General features: G+C 59.8%; 22 protein-coding genes. 15 read left to right on the top strand and 7 right to left on the bottom strand.

Annotated features, from left to right (window positions below; genetic code table 11):
* Positions 1–163 precede the first annotated feature (163 nt).
* Entirely contained in the window at positions 164–2,209 is a 2,046-nt protein-coding gene (gene paaZ, locus HMPREF3096_RS23290) for a phenylacetic acid degradation bifunctional protein PaaZ (protein ID WP_032730208.1), read from the bottom strand.
* Positions 2,210–2,495: 286 nt separating this feature from the next.
* Here paaZ and paaA point away from each other — a divergent pair, with 286 nt between their 5' ends.
* The 13 genes from paaA to paaY all read left to right on the top strand — a co-directional run bounded on the left by paaA (position 2,496) and on the right by paaY (position 13,646).
* Entirely contained in the window at positions 2,496–3,425 is a 930-nt protein-coding gene (gene paaA / locus HMPREF3096_RS23285; RefSeq protein WP_015366333.1) for a 1,2-phenylacetyl-CoA epoxidase subunit PaaA, read from the top strand.
* An 11-nt stretch (positions 3,426–3,436) separates the two neighbouring features.
* Positions 3,437–3,724 (top strand): 1,2-phenylacetyl-CoA epoxidase subunit PaaB, encoded by a 288-nt coding sequence (paaB, locus tag HMPREF3096_RS23280; RefSeq protein ID WP_004224492.1) that lies wholly within the window; start codon positions 3,437–3,439, stop codon positions 3,722–3,724.
* 7 nt (positions 3,725–3,731) lie between these two features.
* Positions 3,732–4,487 carry a 1,2-phenylacetyl-CoA epoxidase subunit PaaC gene (gene paaC / locus HMPREF3096_RS23275; RefSeq protein ID WP_032730216.1) on the top strand — a complete coding sequence of 252 codons (756 nt, stop codon included), beginning with the start codon at positions 3,732–3,734 and terminating at the stop codon, positions 4,485–4,487.
* Between the two features lie 11 nt (positions 4,488–4,498).
* Positions 4,499–4,996 carry a 1,2-phenylacetyl-CoA epoxidase subunit PaaD gene (gene paaD / locus HMPREF3096_RS23270; RefSeq protein WP_032730218.1) on the top strand — a complete coding sequence of 166 codons (498 nt, stop codon included), beginning with the start codon at positions 4,499–4,501 and terminating at the stop codon, positions 4,994–4,996.
* A 7-nt stretch (positions 4,997–5,003) separates the two neighbouring features.
* A complete protein-coding gene (paaE, locus tag HMPREF3096_RS23265) occupies positions 5,004–6,074 on the top strand; it encodes a 1,2-phenylacetyl-CoA epoxidase subunit PaaE (protein ID WP_032730220.1) in 1,071 nt (356 codons plus the stop codon).
* On the top strand, positions 6,071–6,838 hold the full coding sequence (gene paaF / locus HMPREF3096_RS23260; RefSeq protein WP_032730222.1) for a 2,3-dehydroadipyl-CoA hydratase PaaF: 768 nt from the start codon (positions 6,071–6,073) through the stop codon (positions 6,836–6,838). The genes paaE and paaF overlap by 4 nt, the downstream gene beginning before the upstream one ends.
* Before the next feature lie 2 nt (positions 6,839–6,840).
* Positions 6,841–7,629 carry a 2-(1,2-epoxy-1,2-dihydrophenyl)acetyl-CoA isomerase PaaG gene (gene paaG, locus HMPREF3096_RS23255; protein WP_008805120.1) on the top strand — a complete coding sequence of 263 codons (789 nt, stop codon included), beginning with the start codon at positions 6,841–6,843 and terminating at the stop codon, positions 7,627–7,629.
* Positions 7,630–9,054 carry a 3-hydroxyacyl-CoA dehydrogenase gene (locus HMPREF3096_RS23250; RefSeq protein ID WP_162708827.1) on the top strand — a complete coding sequence of 475 codons (1,425 nt, stop codon included), beginning with the start codon at positions 7,630–7,632 and terminating at the stop codon, positions 9,052–9,054.
* Entirely contained in the window at positions 9,044–9,466 is a 423-nt protein-coding gene (paaI, locus tag HMPREF3096_RS23245; protein WP_016160912.1) for a hydroxyphenylacetyl-CoA thioesterase PaaI, read from the top strand. Before HMPREF3096_RS23250 ends, paaI begins: the two co-directional genes overlap by 11 nt.
* Positions 9,466–10,671: a 3-oxoadipyl-CoA thiolase gene (gene pcaF / locus HMPREF3096_RS23240; protein ID WP_032730224.1), complete on the top strand. Its 1,206-nt coding sequence runs from the start codon at positions 9,466–9,468 to the stop codon at positions 10,669–10,671. The genes paaI and pcaF overlap by 1 nt, the downstream gene beginning before the upstream one ends.
* Before the next feature lie 26 nt (positions 10,672–10,697).
* On the top strand, positions 10,698–12,014 hold the full coding sequence (gene paaK / locus HMPREF3096_RS23235; protein WP_008805116.1) for a phenylacetate--CoA ligase PaaK: 1,317 nt from the start codon (positions 10,698–10,700) through the stop codon (positions 12,012–12,014).
* A 99-nt stretch (positions 12,015–12,113) separates the two neighbouring features.
* Positions 12,114–13,040: a phenylacetic acid degradation operon negative regulatory protein PaaX gene (gene paaX, locus HMPREF3096_RS23230; protein WP_162493262.1), complete on the top strand. Its 927-nt coding sequence runs from the start codon at positions 12,114–12,116 to the stop codon at positions 13,038–13,040.
* A gap of 9 nt (positions 13,041–13,049) precedes the next feature.
* Positions 13,050–13,646, top strand: coding sequence for a phenylacetic acid degradation protein PaaY (gene paaY / locus HMPREF3096_RS23225; RefSeq protein WP_008805114.1), 597 nt, complete (start codon positions 13,050–13,052; stop codon positions 13,644–13,646).
* A gap of 32 nt (positions 13,647–13,678) precedes the next feature.
* Here paaY and nadS read toward each other — a convergent pair whose 3' ends face one another.
* The 3 genes from nadS to azoR all read right to left on the bottom strand — a co-directional run bounded on the left by nadS (position 13,679) and on the right by azoR (position 15,145).
* Positions 13,679–13,963 carry a NadS family protein gene (nadS, locus tag HMPREF3096_RS23220; protein ID WP_023297513.1) on the bottom strand — a complete coding sequence of 95 codons (285 nt, stop codon included), beginning with the start codon at positions 13,961–13,963 and terminating at the stop codon, positions 13,679–13,681.
* Position 13,964: 1 nt separating this feature from the next.
* Complete coding sequence (locus HMPREF3096_RS23215) at positions 13,965–14,297, bottom strand: type II toxin-antitoxin system RelE/ParE family toxin (RefSeq protein ID WP_012968359.1); 333 nt, start codon at positions 14,295–14,297, stop codon at positions 13,965–13,967.
* A 242-nt stretch (positions 14,298–14,539) separates the two neighbouring features.
* A complete protein-coding gene (gene azoR, locus HMPREF3096_RS23210; RefSeq protein ID WP_032730227.1) occupies positions 14,540–15,145 on the bottom strand; it encodes an FMN-dependent NADH-azoreductase in 606 nt (201 codons plus the stop codon).
* 203 nt (positions 15,146–15,348) lie between these two features.
* Between azoR and hrpA the strand changes: the two genes are divergently transcribed.
* The gene (hrpA, locus tag HMPREF3096_RS23205; RefSeq protein ID WP_032730228.1) at positions 15,349–19,251 is read left to right on the top strand and encodes an ATP-dependent RNA helicase HrpA; all 3,903 of its coding nucleotides are present in this window, start codon (positions 15,349–15,351) and stop codon (positions 19,249–19,251) included.
* A 251-nt stretch (positions 19,252–19,502) separates the two neighbouring features.
* Positions 19,503–20,294: a hypothetical protein gene (locus HMPREF3096_RS23200; protein ID WP_224224388.1), complete on the top strand. Its 792-nt coding sequence runs from the start codon at positions 19,503–19,505 to the stop codon at positions 20,292–20,294.
* Positions 20,295–20,394: 100 nt separating this feature from the next.
* Here the strand turns inward: HMPREF3096_RS23200 and HMPREF3096_RS23195 are convergent, their stop codons facing one another.
* The 3 genes from HMPREF3096_RS23195 to HMPREF3096_RS23185 form a co-directional block, all read right to left on the bottom strand.
* Complete coding sequence (locus HMPREF3096_RS23195) at positions 20,395–21,054, bottom strand: O-methyltransferase (RefSeq protein WP_012968357.1); 660 nt, start codon at positions 21,052–21,054, stop codon at positions 20,395–20,397.
* A gap of 103 nt (positions 21,055–21,157) precedes the next feature.
* On the bottom strand, positions 21,158–22,528 hold the full coding sequence (locus HMPREF3096_RS23190) for an efflux transporter outer membrane subunit (protein ID WP_032730230.1): 1,371 nt from the start codon (positions 22,526–22,528) through the stop codon (positions 21,158–21,160).
* Entirely contained in the window at positions 22,525–23,610 is a 1,086-nt protein-coding gene (locus HMPREF3096_RS23185) for an HlyD family secretion protein (RefSeq protein ID WP_008805107.1), read from the bottom strand. The genes HMPREF3096_RS23190 and HMPREF3096_RS23185 overlap by 4 nt, the downstream gene beginning before the upstream one ends.
* Positions 23,611–23,613 lie beyond the last annotated feature (3 nt).

The raw sequence follows: 23,613 nt of genomic DNA, 5'->3' as shown, positions 1-23,613 counted from the left end.
TGCGCCATGAGTGACATAACGCAGACGATTAATCGGGAGCGCAATGTGCGCTGAAGCCACAGATAACATAAAGGACTTCCCGGGGCGAAACCGTTGCAAACCGATTGCAGGATCAATGGCTCAAGGATCGGCCAACAGAGCGCCAGCGGTCTATTTTCCGCTATCACGCCGGGAAATCCCCTTGCTGGCGCGCCACCAGGGTCAGAATGGAATACAGCGCCACCGCCTGCTGGTGCTGGTTGAAAATCTCGACAGCCCATTCCACCACGCCGGTGGCTTTCTCATCGGCGCTGCGCTGACGTTTGACCGTTTTCCGCTTACAGGTCAGGCGAACCTGAATGGTGTCTCCCGGTTTGACCGGCTCAATAAAGCGCAGGTTTTCCATCCCGTAGTTGGCGATAACCGGCCCGACGCCGGCATCGACGAACAGCCCGGCCGCGGCGGAGATCAGGAAATAACCGTGGACCACCCGCTCGCCGAAAATCGACTCGGCGGCGGCGATTTTGTCCATATGCGCATAGAAATGGTCGCCGCTCAGGCAGGCGAAGTTAACGATATCCGCTTCGGTGAGGGTTCTGCGCGGGGTTAATAAGCTATCGCCAGGCTGGATCTCTTCGAAGTATTTACGGAACGGGTGAATGCGGTCTTCGCTAACCTGCGCGCCACGCACCCACTGCTGGCTGATGGTCGCCAGCATCGTTGGGCTGCCCTGGACCGCGGTACGCTGCATATAGTGTTTCACCGAGCGCAGCCCGCCAAGCTCTTCTCCGCCGCCCGCGCGGCCAGGGCCGCCGTGTACCAGCTGCGGCAGCGGCGAGCCGTGGCCGGTCGACTCTGCCGAGGACTCCTCGTTAAGGATCTGAATACGACCATGGGCGCGCGCGGCGCCAAGGATAAACTCGCGCGCCAGCTCGCCGCTGGCGGTGACCAGCGTACCAGCCAGACTGCCACCGCCGGCGCGTGCCAGCGTCAGCGCATGCTGGCGGTCGCGATACGGCATCAGCGTCGCTACCGGGCCAAAGGCTTCAATGGCGTGAACCTCTGGCGTTTCATCCGGCTGCGGGCAGTACAGCAGGGTCGGCGGGAAGAACGCGCCATCAGCATTAAGATCTGCCTGTCCGCCGAGCAGCGCTTCACAGCCGGCGGCGATCAGTTTATTGACGTTATCCTGCACATCCTGACGCTGTTCGCGATTAACCAGGGCCCCCATCTTAATGCCCTCCTGCGCAGGGTCACCGACGGTTACTTTATGCAGGCGGGAGATCAGTGCATCGCTAACCGCATTAATCTGAGCCAGTGGCACGATGATTCTGCGGATAGCGGTACATTTTTGCCCGGCTTTCGCCGTCATCTCGCGGACCACTTCCCGAATAAACAGCGCGAATTCCGGTTGCTCCGGGGTGACATCTTCGCCTAAAACGCAGCAGTTGAGCGAATCTGCTTCCATGGTAAAGGGAATCGATTTGGCCACCAGGTTAGGATGCGACCGTAGCTGCTGGCCGGTGGCGGCAGAGCCGGTAAAGGTCACCACGTCCTGGCTATCGAGATGGTCGAGAAGATCGCCCGCGCCGCCGCAAATCAGGCTGATGGCGCCTTCCGGCACCAGGCCGCTGTCGACAATCGCTTTCACCATCGCCTGGGTAAGCTGGGCGGTAGCGGTTGCCGGTTTAATGATAGCAGGCATGCCGGCAAGCCAGGTCGGCGCCAGTTTTTCCAGCATTCCCCAGCAGGGGAAGTTGAAGGCGTTGATATGGACGGCGACGCCTGATTTTGATGTCAGCACATGACGCGCGGCAAAACCCCCTTGTTTGGAGAGCGGGATGAGCTCGTCCTCCGGCCACAGGAGATCGTCCGGCAATTCGCGACTACCGAGCCCGGCATAGGTGAAAAGGGTGCCGATGCCGCCTTCAATATCCACCCAGCTGTCGGCGCGGGTTGCGCCGGTTTGCGCGGAGATGGCGTAGAACTCGTCTTTCTGCTCCAGTAGCCGTTTTGCTACCGCTTTTAACATCGCGCTGCGTTCAATAAAGGTCATGGCTTGCAGAGCCTTACCGCCGCGCTCAATCGCGAAGCGGCGCGCCTGCGCCAGATCCAGACCTTCACTGGTCACCTCCCAAAGCGCCGCGCCGGTAATGGCGTGATGGATAGTACGGGCGCGGCCCCGACCGGTCTGCCAGGCGCCGGATAAGTAGCTGGCTAACTGCTGCATCGCAAATCTCCAAATGTGTTACGCATGATTACTATAAATAGTTCTTTTATGAATCATAAAAATCAAGTCTGTATTTAATAATTTATTAACATTGTGATCGGCGGTCGATGGGGCATTGCGTTTATGCTACTGATTTATCGGCTGTTTACAAAAGGTTTTGCGGTTAGCATCACAAAAAGAACAAACAAAATTTGTGGTTTTATTTAACCAATATGTAACCTTCAATAAACAAAGTGATTCACATAAATGTTTTTGTTGTGAATATCAGAATCATAAAGGTGATGACGTGACAGAAGAACAACGCTTTGACCAGCGCATCGCGCAGGAAACGGCCATCGAACCGCGGGACTGGATGCCGGATGCCTACCGTAAGACCTTGATTCGGCAGATAGGCCAGCACGCGCACTCGGAAATCGTCGGCATGCTGCCGGAAGGCAACTGGATCACCCGTGCGCCGACGCTGCGCCGCAAAGCGATCCTGCTGGCTAAGGTACAGGATGAGGCCGGGCATGGGCTTTATCTCTATAGCGCCGCGGAAACGCTGGGCTGCGCCCGGGAAGACCTGTATCAGAAGATGCTCGACGGGCAGATGAAATACTCCTCCATTTTTAACTACCCGACCCTGAGCTGGGCCGATATCGGCGTGATCGGCTGGCTGGTCGATGGCGCGGCCATCGTCAACCAGGTGGCGCTGTGCCGGACCTCCTACGGCCCCTATGCCCGGGCGATGGTCAAAATCTGCAAAGAGGAGAGCTTTCACCAGCGGCAGGGATTTGAAGCCTGCATGGCGCTGGCGCAGGGCAATGACGCGCAGCGGCAGATGCTGCAGGACGCCATTAACCGCTTCTGGTGGCCGGCGCTGATGATGTTTGGCCCCAACGACGACAACTCGCCGAACAGCGCCCGCAGCATGGCGTGGAAAATCAAACTGCACTCCAACGACGAGCTACGTCAGCGCTTCGTCGATAACACCGTGCCGCAGGTAGAGATCCTCGGTATGACCGTCCCGGACCCGGATTTGCAGTTTGATGAAGCCAGCGGCCACTACCGCTTCGGCGAAATCGACTGGCAGGAATTTAACGAGGTGATTAGCGGCCGTGGGATTTGCAATCACGAGCGGCTGGCCGCCAAGCGTAAGGCCTGGGAAGAGGGCGAATGGGTGCGCGAGGCCGCGCTGGCCCATGCGCAAAAACAGCAGGCCCGCAGCGCGGCATGAGGAGAGACAACATGAGCAAAGTTTACTGGCCGTTATATGAAGTGTTCGTTCGCAGCAAACAGGGGTTATCCCATCGTCACGTCGGCAGTCTGCACGCCGCTGATGATCAAATGGCGCTGGAGAATGCCCGCGATGCTTATACCCGCCGCAGCGAAGGCTGCTCAATTTGGGTGGTGAAGGCCAGCGAAATCGTTGCTTCGCAGCCGGAAGAGCGCGGCGAATTCTTCGACCCGGCGGAAAGCAAAGTCTACCGTCATCCGACTTTCTATACCGTGCCGGATGGCATGGAACATATGTGAGGCGGCGATGAATACCCCTAACCCCGTAGCCACCTACGCCCTGCGGCTTGGCGACAATGGTCTGGTTCTGGCCCAGCGTTTAGGCGCCTGGTGCGGCCATGCTCCCGAGCTCGAGATCGATCTTGCGCTGGCCAACATCGGCCTCGACCTGCTCGGCCAGGCGCGCAATTTTTTAAGCTATGCCGCCGAGCTTAACGGCTGCGGCGACGAAGATACGCTGGCCTTTGGCCGCGATGAACGCCAGTACAGCAACCTGCTGCTGGTGGAGCAGCCAAACGGCAATTTTGCCGACACCATCGCCCGCCAGTTCTTTATCGATGTCTGGCACGTCGCCCTGTACAGCCAGCTGGTGAACAGCCGCGACGCGCAGCTGGCGGCCATTGCCGCCAAAGGGCTGAAAGAGGTGCGTTACCACCAGCGCTTCAGCCGCGGCTGGCTGGAGCGTCTGGGTAACGGCACCGAGTTATCAAATCGCAAAATGCAGCAGGCGGTCGACAATCTGTGGCGCTTCACCGGCGAACTGTTCCTTGCCGATGAAGTGGAGCTCAGCCTGGTTGAGCAGGGTATTGCGGTTGATCCGCGTGAGCTTCAGGCCGAATGGCAAAGCGCGGTACACACGGCGCTGCTCGACTCCGGCTTACAAATCCCGCAGGAAGCGGCCTTCCGCAGCGGCGGCAAACAGGGGCTGCACAGTGAACATCTCGGCCCGCTGCTGGCGGAGATGCAATATCTGCAGCGTTCGCATCCCGGACTGCAGTGGTAAGTGAGGTGACTATGCAACGTCTTGCCGACATCGCTCCTGCTGAAGTTCGTACCATCTGGGGATTATTAAGCGTGATCCCGGATCCGGAAGTGCCGGTACTCACCATCACCGACCTCGGTATGGTGCGCAGCGTCGCGCGCCACGGCGACGGGTGGGTGATTGGCTTTACCCCGACCTATTCGGGCTGTCCGGCGACGGAGCATCTGCTGGGGGAGATCCGCGCGGTCATGAGCGAGCATGGTTTTCAGCCGGTACATATCGTCCTGCAGCTGGATCCGCCGTGGACCACCGACTGGATGAGTCAGGATGCCCGCGATCGCCTGCGCCAGTATGGCATCAGCCCGCCCCAGGGGCACGCCTGCCATGCGGACATGCCCGCTGAGGTGAGCTGTCCGCGCTGCGGCAGCACCCATACCTCGCTGATTAGCGAATTCGGTTCCACGGCCTGCAAAGCGCTCTATCGCTGCGACAGCTGCCGCGAACCTTTTGATTACTTTAAATGTATTTGAGGTTGCCATGACGACGTTCCATTCGCTTAAGGTGGCGAGAGTCGAGCCGGAAACCCGCGATGCGGTGACCATCACTTTTGCGATCCCGCAAGCCCTGCAGGCGGAGTACTGCTTTCGCCCGGGCCAGCATCTGACGCTAAAAGCCCGTCTGGGCGGCGAAGAACTGCGCCGCTGTTACTCCATTTGTCGCAGCCGCACGCCAGGCGAAATTAGCGTCGCGGTCAAAGCCATCGACGGCGGGCGCTTCTCGCGCTACGCCCAGCACGATATCCAGCAGGGTATGGAACTGGAGGTGATGGTGCCGCAGGGGCATTTCGGTTATCAACCGCAGGCTGAACGGCAGGGTGAATATCTGGCGATTGCCGCCGGCTCCGGGATCACGCCGATGATGGCGATCATGAGCGCGACGCTGGCGACCGAGCCGCACAGCCGCTTCACGCTGATCTACGGCAACCGCAGCAGCCATAGCATGATGTTCCGCCAGGCGCTGGCCGATTTAAAAGACCGCTATCCGCAGCGCCTGCAGGTGATACACCTGTTTAGCCAGGAGTCGATGGACAGCGATCTGCTACAGGGGCGCATTGACGGCGACAAATTGCGCCAGCTCGCTGACCATCTGCTGGATTTTAGCCGTTTCGACGAGGCTTTTATCTGCGGCCCGGCGGCGATGATGGATGAGGCGGAAGCGGCGTTACGTGAACTTGGCGTAGCGGAGAAATCGATTCATCTCGAACGCTTTAATACCCCAGGCGGCAATGTGAAGCGGGCCGCCGGCGTGCAGGCGGAAGGGCGCACGGTGACCATCCGCCAGGACGGGCGCGATCGGCTTATCGCCCTCAGCGCCGAAGACGACAGCATCCTGGATGCCGCATTGCGTCAGGGCGCCGATCTGCCGTTCGCCTGTAAGGGCGGGGTATGCGCCACCTGTAAATGCAAAGTGCTACGCGGTGAAGTGGCGATGGCCGCCAATTACAGCCTGGAAGCAGATGAGCTGGCGGCGGGATATGTCCTGAGCTGCCAGTCGTTGCCGACCAGCGGCGATGTGGTGGTCGACTTTGACGCGCGGGGGATGGCATGAGTGACCTGCTGATCCACCGTCATGGCCGGGTGCTTCAGTTGACGCTAAACCGCCCGCAGGCCCGCAACGCGCTGAACAATGCCCTCTTAACCCAGATTGCCGAGGCGCTGGAGGTTGCGGCCACTGATGACAGCGTCGGCGTCTGCGTTATCAGCGGCAACCCGCGTTTTTTTGCCGCCGGGGCCGACCTCAATGAGATGGCGGAAAAAGATCTGCCTGCCACCCTGGATGATATTCGCCCACGGTTGTGGGCACGAATTGATGCTTTCACTAAACCGCTCATCGCTTCGGTCAACGGCTACGCGCTTGGCGCCGGCTGCGAGCTGGCCCTGCTGTGTGACCTGATTGTCGCCGGCGACAACGCCCGTTTTGGCCTGCCGGAAATTACCCTCGGCATTATGCCGGGCGCGGGCGGCACCCAGCGGCTGATCCGCAGCGTTGGCAAGGCGCTGGCCAGCCGGATGGTGCTGAGCGGCGAGAGTATTGACGCCCGCCAGGCGCAGCAGGCCGGGCTGGTCAGCGATATCCATCCGGCGGCGTTAACCGATGAGTATGCCCTGAAGCTGGCCGCCACCATCGCCCGCCATTCGCCGCTGGCGCTCCGGGCGGCAAAACAGTCGCTGCGCCTGTCGCAGGAAGTCAGCCTGCAGGCTGGTCTGCAACAGGAGCGTCAGCTGTTTAGCCTGCTGAGCGCCACCGAGGACCGCCGCGAAGGCATCGACGCCTTCTTACAAAAACGTACACCGGACTTTAAAGGACGCTAATCGTGGAAGCTTTCATTCTCAGCGCAGTGGAACAGGGCGTCATGACCATTACCCTCAATCGCCCGGACCGCCTCAACAGTTTTAACGATCTGATGCATCACCAGCTGGCGGAATGTCTGAAGCAGGCCGAGCGCGATGATGGCGTGCGCTGCCTGCTGATCACCGGCGCCGGCCGCGGCTTTTGCGCCGGCCAGGATTTGAACGATCGCAATGTCGACCCCAGCGGCCCACCGCCGGATCTCGGCATGTCGGTAGAACGCTTTTACAACCCGTTAGTGCGCCGTCTGGCGGCGCTGCCGAAGCCGGTTATCTGCGCGGTCAACGGCGTTGCCGCCGGAGCGGGCGCTACCCTGGCGCTGGGCTGCGATATCGTGCTGGCCGCGCGTTCGGCCAAATTTGTGATGGCGTTCAGCAAGCTCGGCCTGGTGCCGGACTGCGGCGGTAGCTGGTTCCTGCCGCGGGTGGCCGGCCGCGCGCGCGCGATGGGGCTGGCGCTGCTGGGCGATAGCCTCAGCGCGGAACAGGCCGCGCAGTGGGGAATGATCTGGCAGCTGGTGGACGATTCAGAACTGGCGGATACCAGTCTGCAGCTGGCGCGCCATCTGGCGGCGCAGCCGACGTTTGGTCTTGGGCTGATTAAAAAGGCGCTGCTGGCTTCTGAAACCAACAGTCTCGATGCGCAGCTGGATCTGGAGCGCGATTATCAGCGCCTGGCCGGACGCAGCGATGATTACCGCGAAGGGGTCAGCGCGTTTCTGGCCAAACGGCCACCACAGTTCAGCGGGAAATAGATGATGACGACATCCTTAGCCAACGTGGCGGTGATCGGCAGCGGCACCATGGGGGCCGGTATTGCCGAAGTAGCCGCTGCCGCCGGACATCCGGTGCTGATTTACGACATCGATCATCAGGCCATTGCCCGGGCGATCGACGGCATTGCCAGGCGTCTGGCATCACGGGTCGAGCGCGGCAAACTGGCGTCAGAGCAGGCCGACGCGCTGCTGGCGCGCCTGCATCCGGCTCACGATTTAGCCGCGCTTGCCGACGCGGATTTAGTGATTGAAGCGGCCTCTGAACGGCTGGAGGTCAAAACGGCGCTGTTCGCGCAGCTGGCGGAGATCTGCGCGCCGTCAACGTTGTTGACCAGTAACACTTCGTCTATTTCGATTACCGCCATCGCCGCCGGGGTCAAAAACCCGGAGCGGGTGGCCGGGCTGCACTTTTTTAATCCGGCGCCGGTGATGAAGCTGGTCGAGGTGGTCAGCGGCCTGGAGACGTCTGCTGAGGTAGTAGAGCAGCTGTGCCAGTGCGTAAGCGGCTGGGGGAAACAGCCGGTACGCTGCCGCTCAACGCCCGGTTTTATCGTTAACCGCGTAGCGCGTCCGTTCTACGCCGAGGCCTGGCGCGCGCTGGAAGAGCAGGTTGCCGCCCCGGAGGTTATCGATGCCGCTTTGCGTGACGGCGGCGGTTTTCCGATGGGACCCCTGGCGCTGACTGATCTGATTGGCCAGGACGTCAATTTCGCCGTGACCTGTTCGGTGTTTAACGCCTTCTGGCAGGACCGCCGCTACCTGCCATCGCTCCTCCAGCAAGAGCTGGCGCTGGCTGGGCGGCTGGGTAAAAAGAGCGGTTACGGCGTCTATCGCTGGCCCGCTGAGACACTGCCGGACGCGGCGTTGCCGCCGGTTGCCAATGGCGCTCAATCCGTGATGACGATAAGTGACAGTGTCACTGAGCTGGACGAACTGCTGTTGCTGGAGACCGAAGGTGAGACCGCGCTGGCGCTAAGCGTTAAGCATCACCGCCCGGTGGTGGTGTATGACCTGTGCGCCAGCGATACGGTGGTGCTGGCCGCAGCGGCGACCAACGCGCCTGCGGCCACTGATAAGGCCGTGCATTACTTCCAACAGCAGGGCAAGAAAGTCCTGCATATTGCCGATTATCCCGGCCTGCTGGTGTGGCGCACGGTGGCGATGCTGATTAACGAAGCGCTGGATGCGCTGCAAAAAGGCGTCGCCAGCCCGCAGGATATCGATACCGCGATGCGCCTTGGCGTCAATTATCCGCACGGCCCGCTGGCATGGGGAGAACGCCTTGGCTGGCGACGGGTGCTGCAACTGCTGGAGAACCTGCAACACCATTATGGCGAGGAGCGCTATCGTCCCTGTTCCCTGTTGCGCCAGAAGGCGCTGATGGAGAAGCACCATGAGCAATGATGCGTGGCGCAACGCGCGCGTGATGTACGAAAAAGATACCTGCGCCAGAAAGATGGGGATCGAACTTATCGAAATGGACGATGGTTTTGCGCAGATGAGCATGACCGTCTCGGCGGACATGCTTAACGGCCATCAAACCTGTCACGGCGGTCAGCTATTTACGCTCGCCGATACCGCTTTCGCTTACGCCTGTAACAGCCAGGGGCTGGCGGCGGTGGCTTCGGCGGCAAATATTGATTTTCTTCGTCCGGCGTTTGCCGGCGACAGGCTGGTCGCCACCGCAAGAGTCAAACAGCAGGGCAAGCTGACCGGCGTCTACGACATCGAAATTGTTAATCAACAGCAAAAGATTGTGGCCCTGTTCCGCGGCAAATCGCACCGTATCGGCGGCACAATCACGGGAGAAGTGTAATGCGCGACGCCTTTATTTGTGACGGGATCCGCACGCCGATTGGCCGCTACGGCGGAGCGCTGGCCGGCGTCCGCGCCGACGATCTGGCGGCGATCCCGCTACGTGAGTTGCTGAGCCGTAACCCCGGGCTCGACCCGGCAGCAATTGATGATGTGATTTTCGGTTGCGCTAACCAGGCCGGTGAAGATAACCGCAACGTGGCGCACATGGCGACGCTATTGGCCGGTTACCCGCATACCGTGCCGGGCACCACGATTAACCGCTTGTGCGGATCGGGTCTGGATGCAATCGGTTTTGCCGCCAGGGCGATCAAAGCCGGCGATGCCGATCTGTTGATTGCCGGCGGCGTGGAATCGATGTCTCGCGCGCCGTTCGTGATGGGAAAAGCCAGCGCGCCTTATCAGCGTCAGGCGGAACTCTTCGATACCACGATTGGCTGGCGTTTTGTGAACCCGCTCATGGCGCAACACTTCGGAACTGACAGCATGCCGGAAACGGCCGAGAATGTAGCTGAATTGTTAAATATCAGCCGGATCGATCAGGACGCTTTCGCCTGGCGCAGCCAGCAGCGTACGGCGCAGGCCCAGCGTGACGGTATTCTGGCGCAGGAGATCGTGCCGGTGCAGATCATCGGCAAGAAAGGGGCGGTCAGCGCGGTACGCGATGATGAGCATCCCCGCCCGGAAACCACGCTTGAGCAGCTGGCGAAACTGAAAGCGCCGTTCCGCCAGGGCGGCGTCATTACCGCGGGCAATGCTTCCGGCGTCAACGATGGCGCCGCGGCGCTGATCATCGCCAGCGAACAGCAGGCCGCTATCCAGGGGCTCACGCCGCGGGCGCGTATCGTGGCGATGGCGACGGCGGGTGTTGAACCGCGCCTGATGGGGCTGGGGCCGGTACCGGCGGTGCGTAAAGTGCTGGAGCGCGCCGGACTCAATATTAACGATATGGATCTGATTGAGCTGAATGAGGCCTTCGCCGCCCAGGCGCTGGGGGTGCTCAGACAACTCGGCGTGCCGGATGATGCGGCGCATGTGAATCCCAACGGCGGCGCCATCGCGTTAGGCCATCCGCTGGGCATGAGCGGCGCGCGGTTAGCGCTGAGCGCCAGCCTTGAGCTGCAACGCCGGGGTGGGCGCTATGCGCTGTGTACGATGTGTATTGGCGTGGGTCAGGGCATTGCCATGATCCTCGAGCGAGTGTGAGCTAATTTACCTGCGAGTACCCTACAATGATAACTACTACAAAATTAGATCCGATTGAAACCGCATCGCGTGACGAACTGCAGGCCCTGCAAACCCAGCGCCTGAAATGGACGCTGAAGCATGCGTATGACAATGTGCCGATGTATCGCCGCAAATTCGACGCCGCCGGCGTGCACCCTGACGACTTTCGGGAATTAAACGATCTGCAAAAATTCCCCTGTACCACCAAACAAGATCTGCGCGACAACTATCCCTTCGATACCTTCGCGGTGCCGATGGAGCAGGTGGTGCGCATTCACGCCTCTTCCGGCACCACCGGCAAACCGACGGTGGTGGGCTACACGCAGAACGATATTGATAACTGGGCCAATATCGTCGCCCGTTCGCTGCGCGCCGCCGGCGGCACGGCGAAAGATAAAATTCACGTCGCCTACGGCTACGGCCTGTTTACCGGCGGCCTTGGCGCGCACTACGGCGCGGAGCGTTTAGGCGCGACGGTGATCCCAATGTCCGGCGGACAGACCGAAAAACAGGCGCAGCTGATCCGCGATTTTCAGCCGGATATGATCATGGTGACGCCGTCCTACTGCCTGAATCTGATTGAAGAGCTTGAGCGCCAGATGGGCGGTGACGCCCGCGGCTGCTCGTTACGCGTCGGCGTGTTTGGCGCCGAGCCGTGGACGCTGGCGATGCGCGCGGAGATCGAGCGCCGCCTGGGGATCACCGCCCTGGATATTTACGGTTTGTCGGAAGTCATGGGGCCGGGCGTAGCGATGGAATGTCTGGAAACCGTTGACGGCCCGACCATCTGGGAAGACCACTTCTTCCCGGAAATCGTCAACCCGGACGACGGTACGCCGCTGGAAGATGGCGAGCATGGCGAACTGCTGTTTACCACGTTGACCAAAGAAGCACTGCCGGTGATCCGCTATCGTACCCGCGATCTGACTCGCCTGCTGCCGGGAACCGCGCGGACCATGCGCCGCATGGATCGCATCAGTGGACGCAGCGACGATATGCTGATTATCCGCGGGGTTAACGTCTTCCCCTCGCAGCTGGAAGAGGAAATCCTCAAGTTTGAACACCTGGCGCCGCACTATCAGTTAGAGGTCAATCGCCGTGGTCATCTTGATTCGTTGGCGGTACGCGTTGAGCTGAAAGAGAGCGGGCTGGCGTTAAGTCATGAACAACGCTGCCAGATTTGTCATCAGTTGCGTCACCGTATTAAGTCGATGGTCGGGATCTCCACCGATATTACTATCGTCAACTGCGGCAGCATTCCTCGCTCTGAAGGGAAAGCCTGTCGGGTATTCGACCTGCGTAAAGCGGTGGTCAGCGGTTAATTCTCTCCCCGGTTACCCGGCTGAGGCCTTTACGCCGTAAGCCGGGAATTTCCTGTGCTATGATTCATAAAGGAAAAAAATAACAACAGAATGAATCAGATGAGTAAACTCGACGCCTTTATTCAACAAGCGGTGACGGCGATGCCGATCAGCGGCACGTCATTAATTGCCTCGCTGTATGGCGACGCTTTATTGCAGCGCGGTGGGGAAGTGTGGCTGGGCAGCGTTGCGGCGCTGCTGGAAGGATTAGGCTTCGGCGAGCGCTTTGTCCGCACCGCGCTATTTCGCCTCAATAAAGAAGAGTGGCTCGATGTCGTCCGTATCGGCCGGCGCAGCTTCTATCGCCTGAGCGATAAAGGGCTGCGCCTGACCCGGCGCGCGGAACATAAAATTTATCGCGCCAGTGCCCCGGAATGGGACGGTACCTGGCTGCTGCTGCTTTCGGAAGGCCTGGAGAAAAATGTGCTCGCCGACGTCAAAAAGCAGCTGCTGTGGCAGGGCTTTGGCGCGCTGGCGCCCAGCCTGCTGGCCTCGCCGTCGCAAAAACTGGCCGATGTCCAGTCGCTGCTCCACGAAGCGGGCGTCGCCGAAAACGTCATCTGTTTTGAAGCCCATTCGCCGCTGGCGCTCTCCCGTGCGGCGCTGCGCAGCCGCGTGGAGGAGTGCTGGCATCTCACTGAACAAAACGAGATGTATGAATCTTTCATCTCGCTATTCCGACCGTTACTGCCGCTGCTGCGCGACTGCGACCCGGCCGAGCTGACGCCTGAGCGCTGTTTCCAGATCCAGCTGCTGCTGATCCATTTTTATCGCCGGGTGGTGCTCAAAGATCCGCTGCTGCCGGAGGAGCTGCTGCCGGCGCACTGGGCGGGGCAAACCGCCCGCCAGCTGTGTATCAATATTTATCAACGCGTGAATCCCGGCGCGCTGGCGTTCGTCAGCGAGAAAGGGGAAAGCTCGGTGGGCGAGCTTCCGGCGCCGGGCCCGCTCTATTATCAGCGCTTTGGCGGTTTGCCGGGCGCATAAGGAGGTTGCATGCCGATTTATCAGATTGATGGGCTGACGCCAGTGGTGCCGGAGGAGAGCTACGTCCACCCAACCGCCGTGCTGATTGGCGACGTGATCCTCGGCAAAGGGGTCTATGTTGGACCCAACGCCAGTCTGCGAGGCGATTTTGGTCGCATCGTGGTCAAAGACGGCGCCAATATTCAGGACAACTGCGTCATGCACGGTTTCCCCGGCCAGGATACGGTGGTGGAAGAGGATGGCCACATCGGTCACGGCGCTATTCTGCACGGCTGCGTGATTGGCCGCAACGCGCTGGTGGGCATGAGCGCGGTGATTATCGACGGGGCGGTCATTGGCGAAAACAGCATTGTCGGCGCTTCGGCCTTTGTCAAAGCCAACGCCGAGATGCCCGCCAACCATCTGATTATCGGCAGCCCGGCAAAAGCGATTCGCACCCTGAGCGAACAGGAGCTGGCGTGGAAAAAACAGGGTACCCGTGAATACCAGGTGCTGGTGGAGCGCTGTAAGCAGACGCTGCATCAGGTGGAGCCATTACGGGAAGTGGAAGCAGGGCGTAAGCGACTGGAGTTTGATGAAAACCTGCGGCCAAAAACGCAGCGCTAACTTTCCAGGGCAACCCGGAGGGGCTCAGTGGATTAGTGCTCAGCCAGTTCACGAAAGAACGCCGGGTTGGCCTGGATAACCGCCAGTACTTTTGCTGCCAGGCCTGTCGGGTTGCGCCGCCTGGACTCCCAGCTTTTGATAGTATCCACGCTGGTACCCAGCGCTTTTGCCATTTCCGCCTGCGAAACATTAAGCTGCGTGCGGATGGCTTTCACATCAGCAACTTCATAGCGCGTCGCTCGGGCTGGGGCCTTGTTGCCGTCTTTGATCTCAACAGCCTCTTCCAGGGACGCTTTAAGCTCGTCGAAGTAACCCATTTCAAACCTCATTTTTTAGTCGCCGGGTCAGTTTCCTGAGTTCGTTTTTTTCCGCTGCGCCCAGGCTCTCTTTGGTGTGCTTGGGGTAGGCTAAGACGAAATAGATGATCTCGCGGGTTGCCAGAAAATAAATCACCCGCACGCCGCCGCTTTTTCCCTGTGAGCCTGTCGCCATTCTTATTTTCCGTAACCCGCCTGTATCCTGGATAAGATCGCCGAAATCCGGATTGCCTATGAGTTGCCTCTGCAGTGCCCTCAGATCTTCATCGCTGGCCAGCTGTTTTATCTGGCGGGTAAATAGCGACGTTTCGATAAATTCAATGGCATGACACACGAAAACGCTCCTTGCTAAGGTACCATGTACACCATCGAGTGTACATAGTACGCACTCCTGTTTTTGACCATGACAACGGTTGCCGTCAGCGACCGGGAGTGAGCCAGATTCGCGCGGCGACAGCCATGGTACAGGCTGGTGGCTTAAGGCGTTGGAATGATGTGTGAATTTACGAGGCGGCTCGTAAAAGGGGGATGGGCGAGGGGAAAAAACACTCCCGCCGGGCGGCGGGAGTGGAAATCTTAGGCTGCAACCACGCTGTCGATGGCCGCTTTGGCATCGGACTGCGCTTTGGCCGCCACTTCCGGGCCGTAAGCGATACCTTCGGCGAACACGAAGTTCACGTCGGTGATGCCGATGAAGCCGAGGAAGGTGGACAGGTACGGGGTGACCAGGTCGGTCGGGGTATCTTTATGGATACCGCCGCGGCTGGTCACGACGACCGCACGTTTACCGTTCACCAGACCTTCCGGCCCTTTCTCGGTGTAGCGGAAGGTGACGCCGGCGCGAGCCACCAGGTCAAAATAGTTTTTCAGCTGCGTCGGGATGTTGAAGTTGTACATCGGCGCAGCGATAACAATCACATCATTGCCTTTCAGTTCGGCGATCAGCTCGTCGGAAAGGGCCAGCGCTTCCTGCTGACGCGGAGTCAGCGGCGCGTCGCTCGGACGCAGGGCGCCAACCAGTTCACCATCCAGAACCGGGATCGGATTAGCGGCCAGGTCACGCACGGTGATCTCGTCGCCCGGGTGTTTTTCCTGCCATTGTTCAACAAAATAGTCGGAAAGCTGACCAGATTGTGAGTACCCTGCCAGAATACTGGATTTCAGAACTAATACTTTGCTCATGAGTGTTTCCTTTTTTAATGTGATTGACGGGTCAATGCCCTGGTGCTTGTTGACACTGTATTCACAATCGCGCCACAGAGATAGCGCAATATATCGAATCCTATGTTCAGATTTTTTGAACAAGGCACGGATGACACAGATGTGGTACTCTAAGGCAATACATCAAAAGAGATTTTCCCGGCAGAGCTCTGCCCGATAACGCTATGACAGAACAACAAAAAATCACCTTCCCCCAGCTTTATCAACAGCTCGACGGCCTGATGCTGCGCGACAAAACGCGCTTCGCCCGCCGTCTGCACGGCGTGAAGAAGGTTAAAAATCCTGAATCGCAACAGGCCATCCTCCAGGAGATGGCGCAGGAGATAAGCCAGGCAGCCGGTAAAGTCCTGCTGCGCGAAGCGGCGCGTCCGGCCATCACCTATCCGGAAAACCTGCCGGTTAGCCAGAAAAAACAAGAGATTCTCGAGGCGGTGCGCGATCACCAGGTGGTGATCGTCGCCGGAGAGACCGGTTCGGGTAAAACCACCCAGCTGCCAAAAATCTGCATGGAGCTGGGCCGCGGGCTGAAAGGGCTGATCGGCCATACCCAGCCGCGTCGTCTGGCCGCGCGAACCGTCGCCAACCGTATCGCCGAGGAGCTGCAAACGGAGCCGGGCGGTTGCATCGGCTATAAAGTCCGCTTTAGCGATCACGTCAGCGACAACACCATGGTCAAGCTGATGACCGACGGTATTCTGCTGGCGGAGATCCAGCAGGATCGCCTGCTGATGCAGTACGACACCATCATTATCGATGAAGCGCACGAGCGCAGTCTGAACATTGATTTTCTGCTCGGCTATCTGAAAGAGCTCCTGCCGCGCCGCCCGGACCTGAAAATCATCATTACCTCGGCGACCATCGACCCGGAACGTTTCTCAAAGCATTTCAATCATGCGCCCATTATCGAAGTCTCCGGGCGGACTTACCCGGTGGAAGTCCGCTACCGGCCGATAGTGGAAGAGGCGGACGACACCGAGCGCGATCAATTACAGGCGATTTTTGATGCGGTTGACGAACTGGGGCGCGAAGGGCCCGGCGATATTCTGATCTTTATGAGCGGTGAGCGGGAAATTCGCGATACCGCTGATGCGCTGAATAAGCTGGATCTGCGCCATACTGAAGTGCTGCCGCTGTATGCCCGCCTGTCCAACAGCGAGCAGAACCGCGTCTTCCAGCCGCACAGCGGACGACGCATCGTGCTGGCGACCAACGTGGCGGAAACTTCGCTGACCGTGCCGGGCATTAAATACGTTATCGATCCCGGTACTGCGCGTATCAGCCGTTACAGCTACCGCACCAAGGTGCAGCGCCTGCCGATCGAGCCGGTTTCCCAGGCGTCCGCCAACCAGCGTAAGGGCCGCTGCGGCCGCGTTTCGGAAGGGATCTGTATTCGTCTTTATTCGGAAGACGATTTCCTGTCGCGCCCGGAGTTTACTGACCCGGAAATTCTGCGTACCAACCTGGCGTCGGTCATCCTGCAGATGACCGCCCTGGGCTTAGGCGATATCGCCGCCTTCCCGTTTGTCGAAGCGCCGGATAAGCGCAATATCCAGGACGGCGTGCGCCTGCTGGAAGAGCTGGGCGCCATCACCACCGATGAGCAGGCCACCGCCTATAAGCTGACGCCGATGGGCCGCCAGCTCAGCCAACTGCCGGTGGATCCCCGTCTGGCGCGCATGGTGCTGGAGGCGCAGAAGCACGGCTGCGTGCGGGAAGCGATGATCATCACCTCCGCGCTGTCGATTCAGGACCCGCGCGAGCGGCCGATGGACAAACAGCAGGCCTCCGATGAGAAGCACCGCCGCTTCCACGATAAAGAGTCCGATTTCCTCGCCTTCGTCAATCTGTGGAACTACCTTGGCGAGCAGCAGAAGGCGCTGTCGTCGAATCAGTTCCGCCGCCAGTGCCGGGTCGATTTTCTTAACTATCTGCGCGTGCGCGAGTGGCAGGACATCTACACCCAGTTGCGCCAGGTGGTGAAAGAGCTCGGCCTGCCGATCAACAGCGAGCCGGCGGAATATCGCGAGATCCATACTGCGCTGCTGACCGGTCTGCTGTCGCACATCGGCATGAAGGATGCCGATAAGCAGGAGTTTACCGGTGCGCGCAACGCCCGCTTTTCCATCTTCCCGGGGTCCGGTCTGTTTAAAAAGCCGCCGAAGTGGACGATGGTGGCGGAACTGGTGGAAACCAGCCGGCTGTGGGGGCGCATCGCCGCCCGCATTGAGCCGGAGTGGGTCGAGCCGGTCGCGCAGCACCTGATCAAGCGCTCATACAGCGAACCGCACTGGGAGCGGGCGCAGGGCGCGGTGATGGCGACGGAGAAGGTCACCGTCTACGGCCTGCCGATCGTTGGCGCACGCAAGGTCAACTACAGCCAGATCGACCCGGCGCTGTGCCGCGAACTGTTTATCCGCCACGCGCTGGTGGAGGGCGACTGGCAGACGCGGCATGCCTTCTTCCGGGAAAACCTGAAGCTGCGGGCGGAAATCGAAGAGCTGGAGCATAAATCGCGCCGCCGCGACATCCTGGTGGATGACGAAACCCTGTTCGAGTTCTACGACCAGCGCATTAGCCACGACGTCATCTCCGCCCGTCATTTTGATGCCTGGTGGAAGCAGGCCAGCCGCGAAACGCCAGACTTGCTCAATTTTGAAAAGAGCATGCTGATTAAAGAAGGGGCGGAGCAGGTCAGCAAGCTGGACTACCCGAACTTCTGGCATCAGGGCAACCTCAAGCTGCGGCTTAGCTACCAGTTTGAACCGGGCGCCGATGCCGATGGCGTGACGGTGCATATTCCGCTGCCTCTGCTGAACCAGGTGGAGGAGGCCGGATTTGAGTGGCAGATCCCCGGCCTGCGTCGCGAGCTGATTATCGCGCTGATAAAATCGCTGCCGAAGCCGGTGCGGCGCAATTTCGTCCCGGCCCCTAACTATGCGGAAGCGTTTCTCGGCCGGGCGACGCCGCTTGAGCTGCCGCTGCTTGATTCGCTGGAGCGTGAGCTGCGTAAGATGACCGGCGTGACCATCGACCGCGAGGCCTGGCAGTGGGATCAGGTGCCCGATCACCTGAAAATCACCTTCCGGGTGGTGGATGACAAAAACAAGAAGCTTCAGGAAGGGCGCTCGCTGCAGGCGTTGAAAGACGCGCTGAAGGGCAAAGTTCAGGAGACGCTGTCGGCGGTGGCCGATGACGGCATCGAGCAGAGCGGGCTGCATATCTGGAGCTTTGGTACGCTGGCGGAAAGTTACGAACAGAAACGCGGCAACTATAAGGTGAAAGCCTGGCCGGCGCTGGTGGACGAGCGCGACAGCGTGGCTATCAAGCTGTTTGATAATCCACAGGAACAGCAGCAGGCCATGTGGCGCGGTCTGCGTCGCCTGCTGCTGCTCAACATCCCGTCGCCGATTAAGTATCTGCACGAAAAACTGCCGAACAAAGCCAAGCTTGGGCTCTATTTTAATCCGTACGGCAAAGTGCTGGATCTGATTGACGATTGCATCTCCTGCGGCGTTGATAAGCTTATCGACGAGGCGGGCGGTCCGGTGTGGACGGAAGAGGGCTTCAGTCAATTGCACGAGAAGGTTCGCGCCGAGCTCAACGACACGGTGGTGGAGATCGCTAAACAGGTCGAGCAGATCCTCACCGCGGTGTTCAATATCAACAAACGGCTGAAAGGCCGCGTGGATATGACCATGGCGCTGGGGCTGTCGGATATCAAAGCGCAGATGGCGGGTCTGGTGTATCGCGGTTTTGTCACCGGCAACGGTTTCCGCCGTCTTGGCGATACGCTGCGTTATCTGCAGGCGATTGAAAAGCGTCTCGAGAAGATGGCTATCGATCCGCACCGCGATCGCGCGCAGATGCTGAAAATTGAGAGCGTGCAGCAGGCGTGGCAGCAGTGGCTGAATAAGCTGCCGCCGAACCGCCGTGAGGACGACGATGTCCGGGAGATCCGCTGGATGATCGAGGAATTGCGCGTGAGCTTCTTCGCCCAGCAGCTGGGCACCCCGTATCCTATCTCGGACAAACGCGTCCTGCAGGCGATGGAGCAGATCACGCCGTAATCCCTTCCTTCCCCCCGCCCGGTGGCGCTGTGCTTGCCGGGCGGGGGCATATCCTGAGGCTGATACTCATCAGTACGCCGCACCCGATAATCTTCCCGCCCCGGATGTGGCCCATACCGGTTCTCCCGGACGTAAAATTAACGGATTCTGAAAATCAACCCGGTGGCTTGGGGAACCTGCTTTATTGGCGTATGTTTAGCCTCGCTTTGCCGGATAAACAGGACTCGGAGTCTATTTTTACGATGATGGCTATGTACAGACTATTTATGCTGGTGTCGGCCATTCTTGTTATTACGGCGTGTAAGCCTTTCGTTGACGCTTTTTCCTGTGATGAAACCCAGCGGGCGATCAACGATGCCAATTTTTATATTTTGACCTATCTTCCACCGCTCAATGGCGATGTGCAGAGCGTAAAAATTGACGGTAGCCAAAATAACGACGCAGGCACGCTGCGTTTTGCCCGGTGCCGCCGGCTGGAAAGTTACGAGCGAGCAAAAACTTTTAATACCGCGAATGACTCCACGATAGTCAGAGATAATGTTCACTGGCGAAATGATAAAGGATGGATGCGGGAATATATCCGACAGACCCGGAGCGCGGCGGGAAATATCAGAAAAATGGTCATGCGTGAGCAGTTCTACACCGATAATCTCGGGCGCATTGTACGTTCAGAGAATCTACTCGTGTCGCAGCAACCGCCCAAAGCCATGAGCACGACCACCTATCACTATGACGACCGCCACCGGCTGGTGCGTAAAACGGTCAATGGCGGCATGATGGCCATGCTTGCTGTCAATTATCGCTACGCGGAAGGGCATTTAAGCCGCATTGCCGACTCGGATGCGACCACGACGCTGCGTTGGGATGAAAAAGGGCGGTGGTTATCCGAGGAAAGAACCACCACGTATAGTACAAAACACCAGTCGCGCTGTTTAGGCTGGGACCCCGAGGGGAACTGTACCGGGGAATATGGCGAGCATGAAGGATACGGCGGAAAAAGCGACGCGTCTCTGCACTATCAGTATACGTATTATCCCCAATGATCGTCAGCGGACGAATGCCGCTGGTGACGCGTCCCGGCGCGGGTTTTCTCCCTCTCCCTGGGGGAGAGGGCCGGGATGAGGGCATCAGGCCGCCCGGATCTTACCCATTCACCAGCGCCAGCGTAAACCCATCCCATCCCTTGATGCCCACCGTCTGCAGCGCGGTGGCAGTGAGCCGCGGGTTATCCCCGATCATTTCGATAAACCGACGCACGCCCTGCACGCGCGCATCATCGCTTTGTCCGTTAATCACTTCGCCATCGCGCACCACGTTATCGCCCACGATCAGCGTCCCGGGGCGCGAATAGTGCAGCGCCCACTCCAGATAGCGAGGATTATTAGGTTTATCGGCATCAATAAAGATCAGGTCGAACGGCTGCACATTCGCGAAATTTTCCAGCGTGTTCAGCGCCGGTCCTTCAATGAGTTCAATGCGCTCGTTTAGCCCCGCAAGGCGGATATTCTGGCGCGCCACCCCGGCATGGCCAGGATCGGCCTCGAGGGTAATCAGCTTTCCGTCGGCGGGCAGCGCGCGCGCCATCCAGATAGCGCTATAGGCGCCGAGTGTGCCAATTTCCAGGATCCGCCGCGCCTGTGTTATACGCACCAGCAGCGCCAGAAATTGCCCCTGATTGGCCGCAACATCATGTTCAGGTAGCCCGGCGCGTTTGTTGTTTTCCAGTACCTGACTCAGTATGTCATCTTCAGGAATAAGCGAAGAAATCATGAAATTATCGACGGCAGACCACTGTTGTTGCATAGATTGACTCCCTGGTGGTTGTTGCCGGGTAGCGCTGCGCTACACCGGCCTGAATATGGGTTTCTGCGCTCTCCACGGTTGTGGACCGGCGCGCACAGGGGATTCACGCGTTCATCCAGCCGCCTCCCAGCGCCCGGTAAAGATCGATCTGCGCCAGCAGCAGGTTGTTCTTCACCTGCACTACGCTAAGCTGGGTGGAGAACAGCGTTCGCTGGGCATCGAGCACATCCAGATACGAAGAGTAGCCGTTACGGTAGCGATTCTGCGCAATGCGTAATGTTTCCACCGCCACCGCCACCTGCCCCTGCAGTTCGGTCAGCTGTTCGCCGTAGCGGCTAATGGCGTCAAGGCTGTCATTCACCTCTTTAAACGCGCCGCGCACCGTTTTCTCGTAGCTATAGAGCGCCTGGTTGCGCTGGGCCATGGAGACATCCACCTGGGCATTTAACGCCTGGCGGTTAAGCAGCGGCGCCAGAATACTGCCGCCGACGCTCCACAGCCGCAGCGGGTTGTCCAGCAGGTCCGGCAGTGTACGATCCTGCAGGCTGCCGGTGGCGGTGAGGTTGATAGACGGCAGCAACTGCGCCTGCGACGAGGCCAGGGTGGCATCGGCGGCCACCAGCTGACGCTGAGCCTGTACGATATCCGGGCGGCGGTTGAGTAAGGTGGACGGCAGTTGCGACGGCAGACGCAGCGTAGTGAGCTGGGCGAACTCGCCGCGTTTTACCGCGCCGGGGTTATCACCCAGCAGCACGCTGAGCGCATTTTCCTGCTGCGCAATCTGGTGCTGTAGCGGCGGGATCTGCGCCCGCGTTGAGCGCAGCTCCGAATCTGCCTGCATCAGCTCAAGGCGTGAAGTATACCCGGTTTCAAACTGACGCTTCGCCAGGCGCCACGCGTCTTCCCGTGATTTCAGCGTCTGTTGGGTAACCCGCAGCTGCTCATCCAGCGACAACAGGGTCACGTAGCCGACGGCCACCGAGCTGGCGACGCTCAAATTGGCCGCGGCTGCAGCGGCTTTTTGCGCCTCGAGGCTGGCCCCGGCGGCGCTGGCCGCGCTGCGATTCGCTCCCCAGATATCGACGTCATAGCTGGCGGTCAGGCCGCCTTTGTACAGCGTGCTGTGGATCGGCAGGCCGGTGGCGGCGGACTGCGCGCGGGCGCGGGTGCCGGTCAGGCTGGCGTCCAGCGAGGGGAAAAGGCTGCTGTCGGCGGCATAGGCCCGCGCCTGATACTCATTCACCCGCTCCCGGGCGATCAGCACATCGCTGTTATAGCGCAGCGCCCGGTCGACATACTGGTTGAGCGTGCTGTCATGGAAATTACGCCACCAGACGCCTTCCACCGGGCTGGCAGGGCCAACGTCGGCCCGCCAGGCGGCAGGGATGGTCAGGGTCGGCTGCGCCCGCTGCACGTCGGCGGACTGACAGCCGACCAGCGCCAGGGCGAGGGCAAGGGTGACCGGGCGGATCATGGCTGTTTCTCCGCGCGGGTATCAATGGTCACCTGCACCGACATACCGGGACGCAGGTGTTCGCTGTACTTCTGCCCGTCGTTGACCGTAATGCGCACCGGGATCCGCTGGGCGATCTTGACGAAGTTGCCGGTGGCGTTGTCCGGTGAGATGGCGCTGAATTCCACCCCGGTCGCCGGGGAGATGCTCTGCACCTTGCCATGGAAACGCTCACCGTTAAGCGCGTCGACGGTGAAGGTGACCGGCTGGCCGATACGCACCTCGGCAAGCTGGGTCTCTTTCAGGTTGGCGATCACCCAGTGCTGCGGCGGGACCAGCGAGGTCAGATGGGTTCCGGCGCTGACGTAGGCGCCAAGACGTACCGAGATCTGCCCCAGCTGGCCGCCGGTGGGGGCGATGATCTGCGTATTCTGCAGGTCGATCTGCGCCAGCTCGAGGGCGGCTTTGGCGCTGGCCACGTCGGCTTCCAGCGAATCGCGATTGACGATGGTCGATTCACGGTCCTGGCGCGACATCTCCAGCGCCGCTTTCGCCTGTTCAATATCCGCAGCCCCTTGCGCCGCGCTGGCGCGCGCCGAATCACGCTCGCGGATCGACAGCGAACCATCGGCAGTCAGCTCCTGTACCCGTTTTAAATCGGCCTGGATTTTCAGATTCTGCGCGCGGGCGTTTTGCAGCGCGGCTTCATTTTTGGCGATCGTCGCCTCGGCGCTTTTGCGCTGCTGCAGATTGTTGCGCAGCGCGGCCTCCTTCATCGCCAGGGTAGCCTGGGCCTGATGCACCCGCTGCTTATAGATGCGATCGTCTATCTGGAACAGCACCTCGCCCGGCTGGACAATTGCGAAATCTTTGACGTTGACGGCGGTGATGTAGCCGTTGACCTGCGGGCTGATAAAGGTGGTCTGCCCGCGCACATAGGCGTTATCGGTAAACTGGCTATGCCGGGTGAACGGCGGCAGTTGCCAGGCGTAGAGGATCACTAATACGCCGACGAGGCCTATCGCTGCGGCGGTAAAAATGGAGACCACGCGAATGTTGTTCCGGGTGTTGGCCTGTTGTTTGGCCGCATCCTGCTGACTCATAAC

It is taken from the genome of Klebsiella sp. HMSC25G12, assembly GCF_001807705.1.
GTDB classification, from domain to species: Bacteria; Pseudomonadota; Gammaproteobacteria; order Enterobacterales; family Enterobacteriaceae; genus Klebsiella; species Klebsiella variicola.
Note: the sequence above shows the minus strand (reverse complement) of the source record. Positions and strands in the feature narration are given on the sequence as shown.